14 protein-coding genes are annotated in these 14,134 nt (G+C 39.5%); 6 read left to right on the top strand and 8 right to left on the bottom strand.

Annotated elements, in window-relative coordinates; all coding sequences use genetic code 11:
- A partial coding sequence (locus tag ACKPEB_RS12565; RefSeq protein ID WP_408965270.1) for a DMT family transporter occupies positions 1–359 on the bottom strand: 359 nt, incomplete at its 3' end.
- A 91-nt stretch (positions 360–450) separates the two neighbouring features.
- On the opposite strand from ACKPEB_RS12565, the gene sppA reads away from it, so the two are divergent.
- Positions 451–1,269 (top strand): signal peptide peptidase SppA, encoded by an 819-nt coding sequence (gene sppA / locus ACKPEB_RS12560; protein WP_408965269.1) that lies wholly within the window; start codon positions 451–453, stop codon positions 1,267–1,269.
- A gap of 167 nt (positions 1,270–1,436) precedes the next feature.
- Here the strand turns inward: sppA and eno are convergent, their stop codons facing one another.
- The 5 genes from eno to ACKPEB_RS12535 form a co-directional block, all read right to left on the bottom strand.
- Positions 1,437–2,726 (bottom strand): phosphopyruvate hydratase, encoded by a 1,290-nt coding sequence (eno, locus tag ACKPEB_RS12555; RefSeq protein WP_408965268.1) that lies wholly within the window; start codon positions 2,724–2,726, stop codon positions 1,437–1,439.
- A gap of 227 nt (positions 2,727–2,953) precedes the next feature.
- The gene (locus ACKPEB_RS12550; protein ID WP_408965267.1) at positions 2,954–4,126 is read right to left on the bottom strand and encodes a GNAT family N-acetyltransferase; all 1,173 of its coding nucleotides are present in this window, start codon (positions 4,124–4,126) and stop codon (positions 2,954–2,956) included.
- 41 nt (positions 4,127–4,167) lie between these two features.
- Positions 4,168–4,848: a RibD family protein gene (locus ACKPEB_RS12545; protein WP_408965266.1), complete on the bottom strand. Its 681-nt coding sequence runs from the start codon at positions 4,846–4,848 to the stop codon at positions 4,168–4,170.
- Between the two features lie 239 nt (positions 4,849–5,087).
- On the bottom strand, positions 5,088–7,067 hold the full coding sequence (locus tag ACKPEB_RS12540; protein WP_408965265.1) for a tetratricopeptide repeat protein: 1,980 nt from the start codon (positions 7,065–7,067) through the stop codon (positions 5,088–5,090).
- Positions 7,068–7,298: 231 nt separating this feature from the next.
- Positions 7,299–8,171 (bottom strand): 6-carboxytetrahydropterin synthase, encoded by an 873-nt coding sequence (locus ACKPEB_RS12535; protein ID WP_408965264.1) that lies wholly within the window; start codon positions 8,169–8,171, stop codon positions 7,299–7,301.
- Between the two features lie 274 nt (positions 8,172–8,445).
- Between ACKPEB_RS12535 and ACKPEB_RS12530 the strand changes: the two genes are divergently transcribed.
- A complete protein-coding gene (locus tag ACKPEB_RS12530) occupies positions 8,446–8,634 on the top strand; it encodes a hypothetical protein (protein ID WP_408965263.1) in 189 nt (62 codons plus the stop codon).
- On the opposite strand, the gene ACKPEB_RS12525 is transcribed toward ACKPEB_RS12530, so the two are convergent.
- Positions 8,631–9,224, bottom strand: a complete 594-nt coding sequence (locus ACKPEB_RS12525) for a Uma2 family endonuclease (RefSeq protein ID WP_408965262.1) — start codon at positions 9,222–9,224, stop codon at positions 8,631–8,633. The genes ACKPEB_RS12530 and ACKPEB_RS12525 overlap by 4 nt on opposite strands.
- Positions 9,225–9,276: 52 nt before the next feature.
- On the bottom strand, positions 9,277–9,957 hold the full coding sequence (locus tag ACKPEB_RS12520; protein WP_408965271.1) for a J domain-containing protein: 681 nt from the start codon (positions 9,955–9,957) through the stop codon (positions 9,277–9,279).
- Positions 9,958–10,408: 451 nt separating this feature from the next.
- Between ACKPEB_RS12520 and ACKPEB_RS12515 the strand changes: the two genes are divergently transcribed.
- The 4 genes from ACKPEB_RS12515 (at position 10,409) to ACKPEB_RS12500 (ending at position 13,465) form a co-directional block, all read left to right on the top strand.
- Complete coding sequence (locus ACKPEB_RS12515; protein ID WP_408965261.1) at positions 10,409–11,140, top strand: SIMPL domain-containing protein; 732 nt, start codon at positions 10,409–10,411, stop codon at positions 11,138–11,140.
- 167 nt (positions 11,141–11,307) lie between these two features.
- Complete coding sequence (carA, locus tag ACKPEB_RS12510; RefSeq protein ID WP_408965260.1) at positions 11,308–12,459, top strand: glutamine-hydrolyzing carbamoyl-phosphate synthase small subunit; 1,152 nt, start codon at positions 11,308–11,310, stop codon at positions 12,457–12,459.
- Positions 12,460–12,576: 117 nt separating this feature from the next.
- Positions 12,577–12,927: an STAS domain-containing protein gene (locus tag ACKPEB_RS12505; protein WP_408965259.1), complete on the top strand. Its 351-nt coding sequence runs from the start codon at positions 12,577–12,579 to the stop codon at positions 12,925–12,927.
- 139 nt (positions 12,928–13,066) lie between these two features.
- Positions 13,067–13,465, top strand: a complete 399-nt coding sequence (locus tag ACKPEB_RS12500) for a Mini-ribonuclease 3 (RefSeq protein ID WP_408965258.1) — start codon at positions 13,067–13,069, stop codon at positions 13,463–13,465.
- Positions 13,466–14,134: the final 669 nt, after the last annotated feature.

The raw sequence follows: 14,134 nt of genomic DNA, 5'->3' as shown, positions 1-14,134 counted from the left end.
AAGGGTTGAGAATCTATCATAACTGAGCCTAAACCCGCTCCAGTTCTCACTAAACCTTGAGCTAAAAATCCTTGAAATAAGGTCGCATCCACTAACCCAAAAATTGAGATCCACAGCCAAGCTTGCCATGTTTTAGGTTGTGGACGTCCCGACAGCATTCCTACTAAAAGTAACAATATCCCCGCAGGAACCAGTCGCACTCCCGCCATAAAAAATGGCGTTGTATGGGGGATCACGCCTTTCATGGCGACCATTGCGGTTCCCCAAAAGAAGAACGGAGAAATTAACAATAACGGTTGAAAGGGTAATTTTGCTTGGGTTTGGGGTTGCTGCTCGACAGGCTCAGGACAAGGCTGCATTCAATTCTCCGGGTAGGGGGGACGAAAATTATGTAGTTTTATTAAGAAGTTTATACAATATTATTAATTTAATACAGTTTTGTCATTGCCCATGATTTGGCCATTTAAACCTCGATCCCGCAAACAAATTGCCCGTATAGAAATTAGTGGTGCGATCGCTGGAGATACGCGCAAACGGGTGTTAGAAGCCCTAAAAACCATTGAAGAAAAGAAATTTCCCGCCCTATTGTTGAGAATTGATAGTCCTGGGGGAACCGTTGGCGACTCCCAAGAAATTTATAGTGCCCTGAAACGGTTGCAGAAAAAAGTCAAAATTGTAGCCAGTTTCGGAAATATTTCCGCATCCGGTGGCGTTTATATTGGTATGGGAGCCGAACATATTATGGCGAACCCAGGAACCATTACCGGAAGCATTGGTGTAATTTTAAGAGGAAATAATTTAGAACGGTTGTTAGAAAAAGTCGGTGTTTCTTTTAAGGTGATCAAATCCGGGCCATATAAAGATATACTATCCTTTGATCGGGAGCTCACGGAACCCGAACAACAAATTTTACAAGACTTAATTGATACCAGTTATCAACAATTTGTCCAAACGGTTGCGGAGTCTCGTAATTTACCGATAGAAACTGTTAGAAGCTTTGCGGATGGTCGAATATTTACAGGTCAACAAGCCGTTGAATTGGGAATTGTAGACCGTTTAGGAACAGAAGAAGAAGCCCGTCGGTGGGCGGCGGAATTGGTTAAACTTGATCCCGATAAAACCGAATGTTTCACCTTAGAAAAACCCAAACCGTTTGTTAATAAAGTTCTCGGAAACAAATTAGCTCCAAATAGCATTATTGCGGCTAACCAATGGTTAGAATTTGAGTTATCAACCAACGGTTTACCCTTGTGGATGTATCGACCGTGAACAGAAATTCTGCACAATAAAACAGCCCAAAACTGGACTGTTTTATTGTCAGGACTTACACACAAGGGGTTAAAAAACCCGGTTTCTCATTCAGACTAAGAGCCACAAGCTTGATTTTGGGTTTAGAAACCGGGTTTTTGGGTAAGTCCTGATTGTGAGTTTTTCAGTTATTTAGAGAAACCAGGGCCTAAACCAACGGCTCCCGCATAAACCGCTTGGGCGCCGAGTTCGTCTTCAATTCGTAACAAACGGTTATATTTGGCAATACGTTCACTCCGACACAGAGAACCCGTTTTAATTTGTCCCGCACGGGTGGCGACCGCTAAATCCGAAATTGTCGTATCTTCGGTTTCCCCAGAACGGTGACTAATAACAGAGGTATAACCACTCCGGGTTGCCAAATCAACGGCCGCTAACGTTTCAGACAGAGAACCAATTTGGTTCAGTTTCACCAAAATGGAATTCGCCACTTTCTTGTCAATTCCGTCTTTTAAACGGCTGGGGTTGGTGACAAATAAGTCATCCCCCACCAACTGCACTTTCGGGCCGAGTTTCTGGGTCAAAGATTTCCAATTATCCCAATCATCCTCCTGTAAACCATCTTCAATGGATACAATCGGGTATTTACTGATTAATTCACTCAGGTAGTCAATCAGTTGGTCAGGACTATGGGGTTGACCGTCGTAAGTGTAGGTTCCGTCTTTGTAGAATTCACTAGAAGCCACATCCAAGGCGAGTGCTACCTGTTCACCGGGTTTGTATCCGGCCATTTCAATGGCTTGAATTAAAATATCGAGTGCTTCTTGGTTGGAACCCAAGTTCGGAGCAAAACCCCCTTCATCTCCAACCCCTCCTAAGAGTCCTTTGTCTTTTAACACTCCACTCAGGGAAGCAAAGACTTCCGCACCCCAACGCAGTGCTTCTTTGAAGGTAGGAGCACCAATGGGAACAATCATAAATTCTTGAATATCAACGTTATTGGCAGCGTGGGCGCCTCCGTTGATCACGTTCATTAAGGGCACCGGGAGAACGTTGGCAATGGGGCCACCGAGATAACGATACAACGGTAAACCGACACTTTCAGCAGCCGCTTTAGCAACGGCTAGGGACACACCCAGAATGGCATTCGCCCCAAGATTGCTTTTATTGGCAGAACCATCGAGATCGAGCATGAGTTGGTCGATCAAACTTTGTTCCAGAGCACTGATACCAGTCAGGGCTGGGGCGATAATTTCATTGACGTTTTTAACCGCCGTCAGCACCCCTTTACCTCCATAACGGCTTTTATCTCCATCACGGAGTTCATGGGCTTCAAAGCTTCCCGTAGAAGCCCCACTGGGAACTTGAGCGAGTCCATAAGCACCATTATCGAGATAGACTTCGGCTTCTAGGGTGGGGCGTCCACGAGAGTCGAGAATTTCACGGGCAATAATTGTGTTAATCGCGCTGTCTGACATATTCATCCTTCGTGGTTACAAATTCGGTCTCAAGGTAAAAAATTTTTGAGACAACAGAAACGTTAGCAGGTTCTCAGTGTATCAGGTTGGAACTATTGGAACATTTTAAGGTTTTGACGGAGGGTTAACGTTCACCATTTGCTCCAGCACCTCCAAGAAACCGGGTTTCTGCGATAACATGAGCTACTAATAGAAAGCTCAATTCAGAAACCGGGTTTCTGACCCCACTATTTGCTAAACGGTAAATCTTGATTAATATGATCAATTTCCTGCTGTTCCATCTGATTAATTCTGCCAATATAAGATTGTAGAATTTTAGATAAGCGTTGATCATAAAATCGATGCAAACTATAATTTGGTGTTGCTGGAAAACCTCGACGTTTTTTGTGACGACCGCCAGCACCGGGATCAAAAATTGAAATTCCGTTATTAATTGCCCATTCAATGGGAGAATAATAACAAGCATCAAAATGTAAACAATCAATATCTTGAACACTTCCCCAATAACGACCATACAAGCGATCGCTTTTGGTTAAACAAAACGACATTCCAACGGGTTGATGTTGATTCGTTCCATCATAAGCAGCAACAAATACAACCCGATGGCGATAATCATGATGTAATTGTTCAAAAAACTTTCGAGTTAAATATTTACTGCCCCACCAGCCAAACTTATCACAGGTACTTGCATAGAAGTGATACATTTGTGAAAAAAAGGCTTTAGGAATTTCATCTCCTGTATGAGTTTGTAGTTGTAATCCTGCTTGGTTAACTGCTTTTCGTTCCCGTTTAATATTCCGCCGTTGATTGGCATTAAATCCTTTTAAATAATCATCAAAGGTTTGATATCCTTGATTTTGCCAAATATAACTATGATGTAACCAAGGAGAAAATCCTAACTTTTCTAACATCGGCTTCCACTCTGGATCAACATAAAGAAAATTACACCCGGAAATTTTATTGTCAATGCAAAATTGATCAATTGAATGCACCATTAAACTTGTAATTTCTGCCTCATCTTCTCCAGGTGCAATCAGAAATCGATACCCTTCGGCGGGAGTAAAAGGCGACATTCCTAATAGTTTGGGATAATATTCAATGCCTAATTGATAAGCCACGTCAGCCCATTGATTATCAAACACAAATTCCCCTCGGCTATGTCCTTTAATATATAAAGGAGCAATCCCCACCAACTGTTGATCTCGCCATACCGTTAAATGATGGGGTAACCAACCCGTGCGTCCGGTTGCACTTCCTGATGATTCAATATTATGCAACCAATCCCATTCAAAAAAAGGAGTGATTAACGGTTGAGCGAGAGCATCCCAAGCGGTCTGGGGAACTTCAGCAACCGTATTAATCCAACGGGTAGAATAAGAGGAGGTTAAAGGTTTGACCATGTTATCTCAACAATAGGGACGCATTCTTTATTTAAAGTAGTTTAACTCACCTGATAATGTAAAAACACTTCTTGTCCAACGGGTTTAACCTCTAACAATTGTAAACGAGGCGCAACAGAAGATAAAAAACCTTCTCCATCAGCAGGAGTCGGTGAATTTTGACCTCCTAAAATTAACGGACAAATTGTTAACCAAATTTCATCAATTAAATTCTGTTTTAATAACGCAGAAACCAGTGTTCCTCCTCCTAATATTCCTAAGCGATTTAATCCTAATTCTTGCAATTTTTGAAAGGCAATTAACCAATCAATTTGATCAGTATTATCATCAGCAATAATAATTGTTTCAAATTCCGTTCTGGTTTTCCAGAATTCTTGACCTTGGGTTGTTGTGAGTAACCAATGGGGAACCGATTGTTGAAAAAAACGACAATGGGGATTGAGTTTTCCTGAACCTGATACCACAATTTGAGCAGGTTGAGGCGGTTTTCCTTGTTGTTTTCGAGTTTCTAATAATTCAGAATTGGTAATTCTAATCGTTGTTCCATAGGCATTTAACGTTCCTGCACCGAATAAAACGCCATCCATAATAGCAACTTGTTGTTCTAAATGTTCTTGATCTTGTTGCGAACTAAACCGTGCAGGCGATCGCAATTCATCAGCAATTTTACCATCAACACTCATCGCTAAAATCACAGTTGTATGGGGTCGGTTAGTCTTCATATTGTAATCGATGTCGAGGTTGTAATATTTTATGGTTGTCGTGATATTAATCACTCAATAATAAAGTCTATCTCACATGATTATCCTGATCGAATACAGTGGTTCTAGGGTTCAAATTCACGAATGAGATTATTACCACATTAGGTTTAAGGAGGGACAGCCAATCAATTCATATTATAGAAAATAGAGTGTTTTACCTATTTCTTCATAGAATGCTCTGTCACCTACCCTACCCTTAATTAATCACAAACCGTTTGACTTTTGGCAGTTCTGAGTTCCTTTTGAATGGAAATCGCTTTTCCTAGTGAAGAAATGGCTTCAGGATATTGTTTTAATTTAGATAAGAGTGAACCTCGATAACGCCAAGTTTCTGCATCATCAGACTGACAGGAAAGAGCAGCATCATAAGACGATAAAGCTTCAGGATATCGTTCTAATTTTTCTAAACACATTCCTTTAGAACGCCATGCTGCTGAAGAATTGGGTTTTAAATTAATCGCTTGTTCATAAATAATAATTGCTTCAGAATATTGCTGTAATTTAACTAAAGTTTCTCCAGTTTCAAAACAAGTCTCATAACTATCTGATTTAATACTAAGAGCTTTTTTATATACTTCTAAAGCTTCTAAATTTCGGTTTAATTTACCTAAAATATCACCTTGCATTTTTAATAGTTCAAAATGATTTGGCTTTAAAATTAAAGCTTTCTCCACTGATTGTAACGCTTCTTCATAACGTTGCAGTTCAGATAATGTATGAGTTTGACTTGACCATAATTCCCATTTATTAGGATTAATTTTAATAGCTTTTTGATAGGAATAAATGGCTTCTTCATGACGTTGTAATTTGGCTAAAATATTGCCTTTATTGTGCCAAATCTCACATTTATTAGGAGCAATTTCTAACGCTTTATTATAAGACTCCAATGCTTCATCAAAGCGTTTAAATTTTCTTAAAATTGCTCCTCGATTATGCCATGATTCATAATCATTCGGTTTAATTTTAATCGCTTGATCATAGGATGCGATCGCTTCTTCATATCGTTGTAACCGCACTAAAATATTACCCCGATTATACCAACCATCATATTTACCAGGGTTTAAATTCAGATATTGATTATAAGCATCCAGCGCATCAAAATAACGTTGTAATCGAGCCAAAATCGTTGCTTTTTTAAACCATGCTTGCTCTAATTGAGGGTTCGCGGTAATTGCTTGTTCTAAACAAGTTAATGCTTCCTTAAACTGACCTTCTAGGAAAAAGGATTCCCCTTTCTTTAAATAATCATCCGCAATCATCAATTGCGAAGATTGAGAAGAGTTTGTAGATGGTAAGATAGGAGAATGAATTGAATTTTCAGAGAACAATTCTGTTGAATCAGAGGTAGAGGATAAACCCTTCAAAGAAACCGAATTTTGATTCTGTAAAGCTTGAATAGATTCTTTGGTTTCAAGGGTTTTTTCGTGTAAATCCTTTAAAGCTTGCTCTTTGAGGTCTTGAACTTCAGAAATCATTCCTTGTAATCGAAAGATAAATTGAGATTTAAGGGTTTCTACCTGTTCAATGGAAGATTTAGATGCTTTAGCTTCCCGTGTTAAAAAATTTACTGATTCTTGAGTCGTTGCAATTTGTAGTTCTAACTCTTTAATCAACTGTTGATATCGTTGTTTTGAAACCTTTAATTTTGTTTCTAAATTTTCAATATGATTTAATTTTTTTTGTGCTTGCTCAACAATTTCTTTAACAATTAACCGACGAACTAACCAAAAAAATAAAATTGTGAGACTGGGAACTAATGTAGCAACAATTAATAACGTATTCAGTAAAGTAATGGTTTGAGTCAATTCATAATTCAGCGAAGAACCAGGGCTCATTTGTGCCACAGAAATCGGGTGTTTGATTGAGCTTTGAGGTTCCCCTTGACTCATTTTAACTAATGTTGCTAACCAAGTTTGATCAAGTACATTTGTAATGGATGCAGAAGAAACCTCTTTTGAAGAAAATTCCGTTGAAGAAAAAGACGGATTTTCTATCATTTCAGGCATACTAACGGCTAAACTAGGAGCTAATGCGATGGTTTCTACCTCATCCACCGAACTTAACTCAGAAAGGTTAGATAAACCATTTGTAAGCTCATCAGGAATAGGACTCGCTTCAGTACAGGAGTCTTGACTCACAAAAGTCGCTAACGTTAAAAGCGCAATGGTCGATAACCGCATAGATGTCAACTCGTTAGGGGTGAAAATTGAACCAACCGTTCACAAAACGCAACAAAAGCAAACGGATCTGGTGCTAATGTATATTACGAATTGACAGAGCTTTGTCAGGATTTTAATACTGATACGGAAACCGGGTTTATTAACAATAAATCTGGGTTTTCCCAAGAAATGATTGCTAAAAACCCGGTTTGTTGGAAGGTTGACTGAGCGGAAATGAACCCGATTTTTTTCTTAAACTTCCGCTAATACAGGTTGTTTAATTTCAAGCGGGTTAGACTCAAATTCCCTAGAATTACAATACACCTCGCAGGAATTATTGGGGCTTTCAACGAGTTTGACTTTATGCAATTGTGCCCCTAAATCTCGAATTGGATTTTGCAGTAAATCTCGGATATGAACCGCAATATTTTCAGCCGTTGGCACAACTTTAGCAAAATAAGGAATATCTTGATTTAAAAAAGTGTGATCAAAGGGCTGTACTACATAATCATTGACGGCTTTTTGTAAACCTTCTAAGTCGATAATCATGCCCGTGCGCGGATCAATTTCCCCTTTCACGGTAACATCTAAATGATAATTATGACCATGACCGTTAGGACGGGCACATTTACCATAAATTTCGGAATTTTCCTCAAAACTGAGGTCAGGACGAGCCAGCCGATGAGCGGCGCTAAAATGTGTACTAATGGTTAGATAAGCTTCCATTTCGTTTCCTTGATAATCTGCCCAAAGTTGAGGATGTTCAAATAATTGAATATTCGTCACAGGAAGATGGGGGGCCAACCGATGCCAAATTGCCCGTGCGACCGTTTCCAGGGTCGGTAACGTTTGCTGGAATTCTGGCCACACATCATTGAGATGGGCAAAGTTTAAATGGCTGATGACTTCCTGTTTGAGAATGTGTTTAACATCCGACAGGTTCAGCACCATGCCATATTCATCGAGTTCTCCCACCATCGACACATACAGAACATAGTTATGTCCGTGTCCATGAGGGCGGGCCATTGGGCCAAACCGCTCAATGTTCTCGGTGGCGCTCAATTCGGGCAACCAATACCGATGACTAGCGGAAAATTGCGCCCGACGAGTGATCACGCATTCCATAAAAATGCAAGCCAGATTGTTTTTGTTAAGTTATGTAAATTTATTCTAAGCTTTTTTTATAAAAATTTCAACTTTGATTGAATTAAAACCTCATTATCAATCATTCTGTACTATTTTAAAAAGCGATCGCAACTTGTTCAGAACTTACAAAAAAACCAGGTTTGATAAAAAAATCTTGTTTCAGTCGATCAAGAACAGCTAGAAATTCGGTTTCCTGAACTAAACGAAACTAAACTTAGGATATAATCAATAGCATTCTACTCCACTATCAATTATGCTACGAGAAAAACTTCAACAAGAATTAGACAAACTCAATGAATATCAACTGAAGAAAGTTGCTAATTTCATTAGTTTAATGGAATCTCAATGTAGTCAAGTGACATCATCTTTTGTTCCATTGTGGCAAAAAGCAACACCAACACAACGGGCTATAGAATTCCGTTTGAGTATTTCTATATTTTAACCGATATTCCAAATTTCTTGCAAATCTAATACAAACCCAGGAAGCACATTTTCCCCTGATAAATTAACCGGAGATTGTAAAATTTCTACTTCTTTCCCTAAACGATAAATTTCGACACGCTGATTTTGAGGGTCTATTAACCAACCGAGTTGAGTGCCATTTTCCAGATACTCTTGCATTTTTTCTCGCAGGGTTTTAAGCGTATCGGTTTCTGAACGTAACTCAATCACAAAATCTGGACATAGAGGCAGAAATTTCTTTTTTTGTTCAGGAGTTAACGCATTCCATCGTTCTAATTTAACCCAAGATAAATCCGGCGCTCGATCTGCACCATTAGGTAGTTTAAAACCTGTTGAAGAATCAAATGCTAATCCCAGTTTAGTTTTTTGATTCCAGATTCCCAATTTAACGGCTAGGTTAAAGTTACGGTTTCCGGTTTCACCCCCTGTTGGTGACATAATAATTAATTCTCCTGTTGCTGATCGCTCAAATTTATAGTATCGGTTATTTTGACACAGTTGAAAATACTGTTCATCCGTTAAGTCGATTTGCAATTCTAGGGGATTTGGTAAAGAAATGATTGTATCCATAACGGTTGCTATAAAATTAAAATATTGGTTAAATTATAACATTTTTTGACTCTTAGGAAATCTTTTTCATTTCTTCCTGTGCTTCTCGACGTAAACGAGAGGCAATCCTAAAGAATTCTTGACCTGTGTGTAAAGAAGAATCATCATAATTGAGAGTAAAGGTTTCTAGTTCATTGAGTCCATCATCTAAATGATTTAAGGTATAATAAAGATGAGCCGCTACTCCAGCAACAGGAGAAGGATTTCGTTGAGATCGGAATAATTTTTGAGCTTGATTTAGAGCATTTCTACATAATTCTATATACGTTTGAAATCCTTCCATTAATTCATCATCAAAAGGATCGGCAGATAATTTATCAACTTCTGATTTTAAGGGTTTTAAAATTGTATTAATAGAACGATTAATAGGTTTATAAACTTTATTAATCCAAGTTTTTAATTCTGTATCCGCTTCTGCGGAATAATTTTGAGGTTTAGAAACTAAAGGTTCTACCCCATTAGAATAAGGATTGGCTTCTAACGAAAGTTGTCGATCATAGGATTGGCGTTTTTGAGGATCACTTAATACTTCATAAGCTGCATTAATCTGAATAATTTTGTTAGTATCAGCCGATTCTGTTTGACTATCAGGATGAAATAGTTTGGCTAATCGACGATAAGCTTGTTTAATTTCTGCGGGTGTTGCTGTGGGATTTACTTGTAATGTACTATAGTAATTTTTAGGCGTAGTCATACCCATTGATCTAAGATTAATTACAAATTCCTATAAAGTGAATTTTGGACTTTAATTATTATAGCGTAATCTGCCCCTAAAATGGTAGTATTTTTATTTTTTACCGATAATGATATAATTTTAACCTATATCAATATTATCGAGTTTCTGTTGATGAAATAGAAGAAAATACAGGTTTAGACTTTCTGAGCAATATTCCTAAGAATATTCAAGATCAATTAGAAAAGAAAATTTATACTTTGTAAAAAAACCTAATTTTTTAGCAAGTAAGCAACAAATAAAGCGTTTAACTCTCCCCCCTGTAGGATCAGAAACATTGTTTAACCCAGATCATCCCGAATTTTAGGAAAATTCAGTGAAACCGAGGAACAGCCAGGATAAAAACAAGTTCTATAACAGAAGTGACTATCCTGATGGTTATACCCCTTTCGCACTTGAGAGAACGTCCAAAATGTCCTTCAATCAATCTTCTTGTTCGATTAATCCTTGGAGTCTGATTACTGCATTATCCTTAAGTTTAGGATTAGTTAGCATCCCCTTGATTGCTCCTGTATTTGCCCAAGAACAACGAGTTAGAACCCTAACGGTCAGTGGTGAAGGTGTGGTCATGATCCCAACCACCCAAACCCAAGTGCAGTTAGGGGTTGAAGTATTAGGAAAAACCGCCGAAGAAGTTCAAGCAGAAGCAGCCAGACGTACCAATGCGGTGATAGAATTACTGCGATCGCGCAATGTGGAAAAACTGGAAACCACCGGAATTCGTCTTAATCCGACCTACAGTTATACCAACGATCAACAACGTTTAACGGGTTATTCTGCTACCAATACCGTTAGCTTCAAATTGAAAACCGAAAAGGTTGGTAGTTTATTAGATGAAGCTGTTAAAGCCGGAGCGACCCGTATCGATGGGATCAGTTTCGTCGCCTCCGATGCTGAAATTAGTGCCGCCCAACAACAAGCCTTAAAACTAGCGACCCAAGAAGCCGAACGTCAAGCCAATGCTGTTTTAGGGGCTTTAAATTTAACCCGTCGAGAAATTATTGGCATTCAAGTCAATAATGCTAGTGTTCCAGTTCCCATGCCTGTCATGTATAAAGCTGATGTTGCAGCCGCCCCAGCGACTCCCGTTGTCGGAGGAGAACAACAAGTCAGAGCCTCCGTCACCCTGCAAATTAGTTATTAGGGAGTCAATTTCCCTCTGTTCCCTATTACCCATTCGTAATTCGTAATTCGTAATTCCCCATTACCTAAAGTCAGGTAATGACAACACAGAACAAGATCCATGCGTCAGTTCAGAGAATGTCTGGAATAATATTGAGGTGATTCCAGATTAAAGGTAGACCAAATCCAATGTCCCTGACCTCTGCACAACCCGCTTTACTTGTCCTCGCTGATGGAACCACCTATACAGGCTGGTCATTTGGCGCACCAGGAACCGTCATTGGGGAAGTTGTCTTTAATACGGGTATGACCGGATATCAAGAAGTATTGACAGATCCCAGCTATTGTGGACAAATTGTAACCTTTACCTATCCAGAGTTGGGCAATACTGGGGTAAACCCCGATGATGAAGAATCCACCCATCCTCATGTTCGAGGGGCCATAGCCCGTAATATTTGTACCCGTCCGAGTAATTGGCGTTCAACTCAATCATTATCCGACTATTTAAAACAGCACCATATCCCCGGTATTTATGGAATTGATACCCGCGCTCTCACCCGCAAAATTCGGACAGTTGGGGCGATGAATGGTGCGATTTCGACTGAGATTTTAGATCCAGGGGAATTGCGAAATTTAGTCGAACAAGCTCCTAGTATGGCTGGGTTGAACTTAGTTAAAGAAGTCACTACCCAAGAAGCTTATGAATGGTTAGAACCCACCGAAACCGCTTGGGAGTTTAGTGACTCTACCTGTCGTGATCAACAACCCCGTTATACCGTTGTTGCCTTAGATTTTGGGGTAAAACGCAATATTCTGCGACGGTTAGCCAGTTATGGCTGTCGGGTAATTGTAGTTCCCGCCCATACCCCCCCAGAAGAGATTCTCAAATACAATCCTGATGGGATTTTTCTCTCGAATGGCCCCGGTGATCCTTCGGCTGTCACCGAAGGAATTAACACCACAAAAGCTTTACTTCAAGCTGAAAAACCTGTGTTTGGAATTTGTATGGGCCATCAAATTTTAGGGTTATCTTTGGGCGCAGAAACCTTTAAGCTAAAATTTGGGCATCGAGGTTTAAATCAACCTGCCGGTTTAGAAAAACAACAAGTTGAAATTACCAGTCAAAATCATGGGTTTGCCATTGATCCTGATACGATGGCAGAAGATGTACAAATTACTCACCTGAATTTGAACGATCGCACCGTTGCTGGATTAAAACACAAAACGTTACCTTTGTTTTCTGTTCAATATCACCCTGAAGCCAGCCCTGGCCCCCATGATGCTGATTATCTGTTTGAGCGTTTTGTTCAAGCAATGCAACAACACAAACAGCCAAATTGAACCGCTCTAACCCTCCTAATTGAGTAGACATTTTCTGAAAAAGCTTTTATACTGGATCGGCGATGTCAATTTCTATGTAATTAGGAGGGTATCATTCCTGAGCCACTTAATTTAACCGTGAGCCTGCGGGGTACACGGGATGTTAAAGACAACTATCAACTCTTTCGCCTGACTGGATTACTGGATGCTTTCTCAGAAGGCACCTTTCGGAAAGTGGTGGGTGGCTATATTGAAGAGGAACAAAGTGCCAAGCACATTATATTGGATCTTTCTCAGATAGATTTTGTAGACAGTTCGGGATTAGGGGCGCTCGTGCAGCTTGTGAAAAAAGCGCAAAGTAACGGCGCAACTTTACAGGTTGTTTCCAATGCTCGTGTAACTCAAACTGTTAAATTGGTTCGCTTGGAAAAGTTTCTCTCTTTACAGCCATCTGTAGACGATGCGATAGAGAACGTCAAAAGTGCCTAGTTGTGATAGTTCACTCAATCTCGTCTATACCCCGTCCGGTGAGGATACTCCGTCAATGGGATCAGGGTGAAACAATCTTTGCGACTATTTCTTAATGACTAGCTAGTTCACCTCTGGTTAGTCCCTACCTCTGGATCAAATGCTTCATCAAAGCCTATCACCAGAAGAAGTTCAACGGATTTCTCCAGCATCTTGGGCCTATTTAGGAGATGCCGTTTATGAACTTTATATTCGTAGTTTTTATCTGATGCCCCCCAAGCGATCGCATCTGTATCATCAGTTAGTGGTAGCTCAAGTTCGTGCAGAAGGACAAGCGCGTCACTTGCGATCGCTAGAACCTCACCTCACAGAACCGGAGTTAAAAATCTTGAAGCGGGGTCGGAATGCAGCTTTTGGACATCCCAAAAGACTCGATCCCAAAACTTACCAAGAAGCTACCAGCTTAGAAGCTTTATTTGGGTATTTGTACTTAACGAATCCGCAACGGTTAGAGGAATTGTTTAATTATCTTGAGCTTGATTCTAAAGAAAAACAATGACTGATAAGCTGTCACTCTCACTATTAATTAATTGTTTAAGATTGGGCAGGGGAGAGTCAACGAGTATAAAATAGGATGAGATCACAGCTTATTCAAGAGGATTCTAAACAGATATTCAGCTTAAACTCAAGCTTATTGAGGAAACATTGATTGAGGTAAACAACTTTATTGTGGAACTAGAAACCGAGTTTATTTGCTAGTTTCTCGTTCTCTCATCTACGATCTTTTGTCAGAAATTGGGTCATTTTGAAGCTGTCCTCTTGTCATAGAATTCAGAATTTATCGCAAAGAACAGCTTGACAGTAAACCGGGAAAAAAGTGCTTTTTATAGATAAGCTTTGAGGCTTTATTGATGTCCTAACTTATACTTCAATTACTATATTCAGAAGTTATCATCAGAATACAGCCACTAATTCTCCTGTCTAAAATTTGACTTGAATCAGTAATATTTCTACATAGTCTCACAAGAATTATGCCAAAATTTAATCGTTCTAATTCTCCATCTAGATCGTCTAAAAAACCATCAAATCGATCTCAATCTGGAGACCGGGACAACAGAAAGTCTTCTCGATTTTCAGATGACAGAAAGCCTTCTCGATTTTCAGATGACAGAAAGCCTTCTCGATTTTCAGATGACAGAAAGCCTTCTCGATTTTCAGATGACAGAAA

This window comes from Planktothrix sp. (assembly GCF_046067725.1).
Lineage (GTDB): Bacteria > Cyanobacteriota > Cyanobacteriia > Cyanobacteriales > Microcoleaceae > Planktothrix.
Note: the sequence above shows the minus strand (reverse complement) of the source record. Positions and strands in the feature narration are given on the sequence as shown.

Coding starts and splice junctions, on each gene's coding strand:
- sppA (WP_408965269.1), top strand. CDS start 451: ATGATTTGGCCATTTAAACCTCGATCCCGCAAACAAATTGCCCGTATA.
- eno (WP_408965268.1), bottom strand. CDS start 2,726: ATGTCAGACAGCGCGATTAACACAATTATTGCCCGTGAAATTCTCGAC.
- ACKPEB_RS12550 (WP_408965267.1), bottom strand. CDS start 4,126: ATGGTCAAACCTTTAACCTCCTCTTATTCTACCCGTTGGATTAATACG.
- ACKPEB_RS12545 (WP_408965266.1), bottom strand. CDS start 4,848: ATGAAGACTAACCGACCCCATACAACTGTGATTTTAGCGATGAGTGTT.
- ACKPEB_RS12540 (WP_408965265.1), bottom strand. CDS start 7,067: ATGCGGTTATCGACCATTGCGCTTTTAACGTTAGCGACTTTTGTGAGT.
- ACKPEB_RS12535 (WP_408965264.1), bottom strand. CDS start 8,171: ATGGAATGCGTGATCACTCGTCGGGCGCAATTTTCCGCTAGTCATCGG.
- ACKPEB_RS12530 (WP_408965263.1), top strand. CDS start 8,446: ATGCTACGAGAAAAACTTCAACAAGAATTAGACAAACTCAATGAATAT.
- ACKPEB_RS12525 (WP_408965262.1), bottom strand. CDS start 9,224: ATGGATACAATCATTTCTTTACCAAATCCCCTAGAATTGCAAATCGAC.
- ACKPEB_RS12520 (WP_408965271.1), bottom strand. CDS start 9,957: ATGACTACGCCTAAAAATTACTATAGTACATTACAAGTAAATCCCACA.
- ACKPEB_RS12515 (WP_408965261.1), top strand. CDS start 10,409: ATGTCCTTCAATCAATCTTCTTGTTCGATTAATCCTTGGAGTCTGATT.
- carA (WP_408965260.1), top strand. CDS start 11,308: ATGTCCCTGACCTCTGCACAACCCGCTTTACTTGTCCTCGCTGATGGA.
- ACKPEB_RS12500 (WP_408965258.1), top strand. CDS start 13,067: ATGCTTCATCAAAGCCTATCACCAGAAGAAGTTCAACGGATTTCTCCA.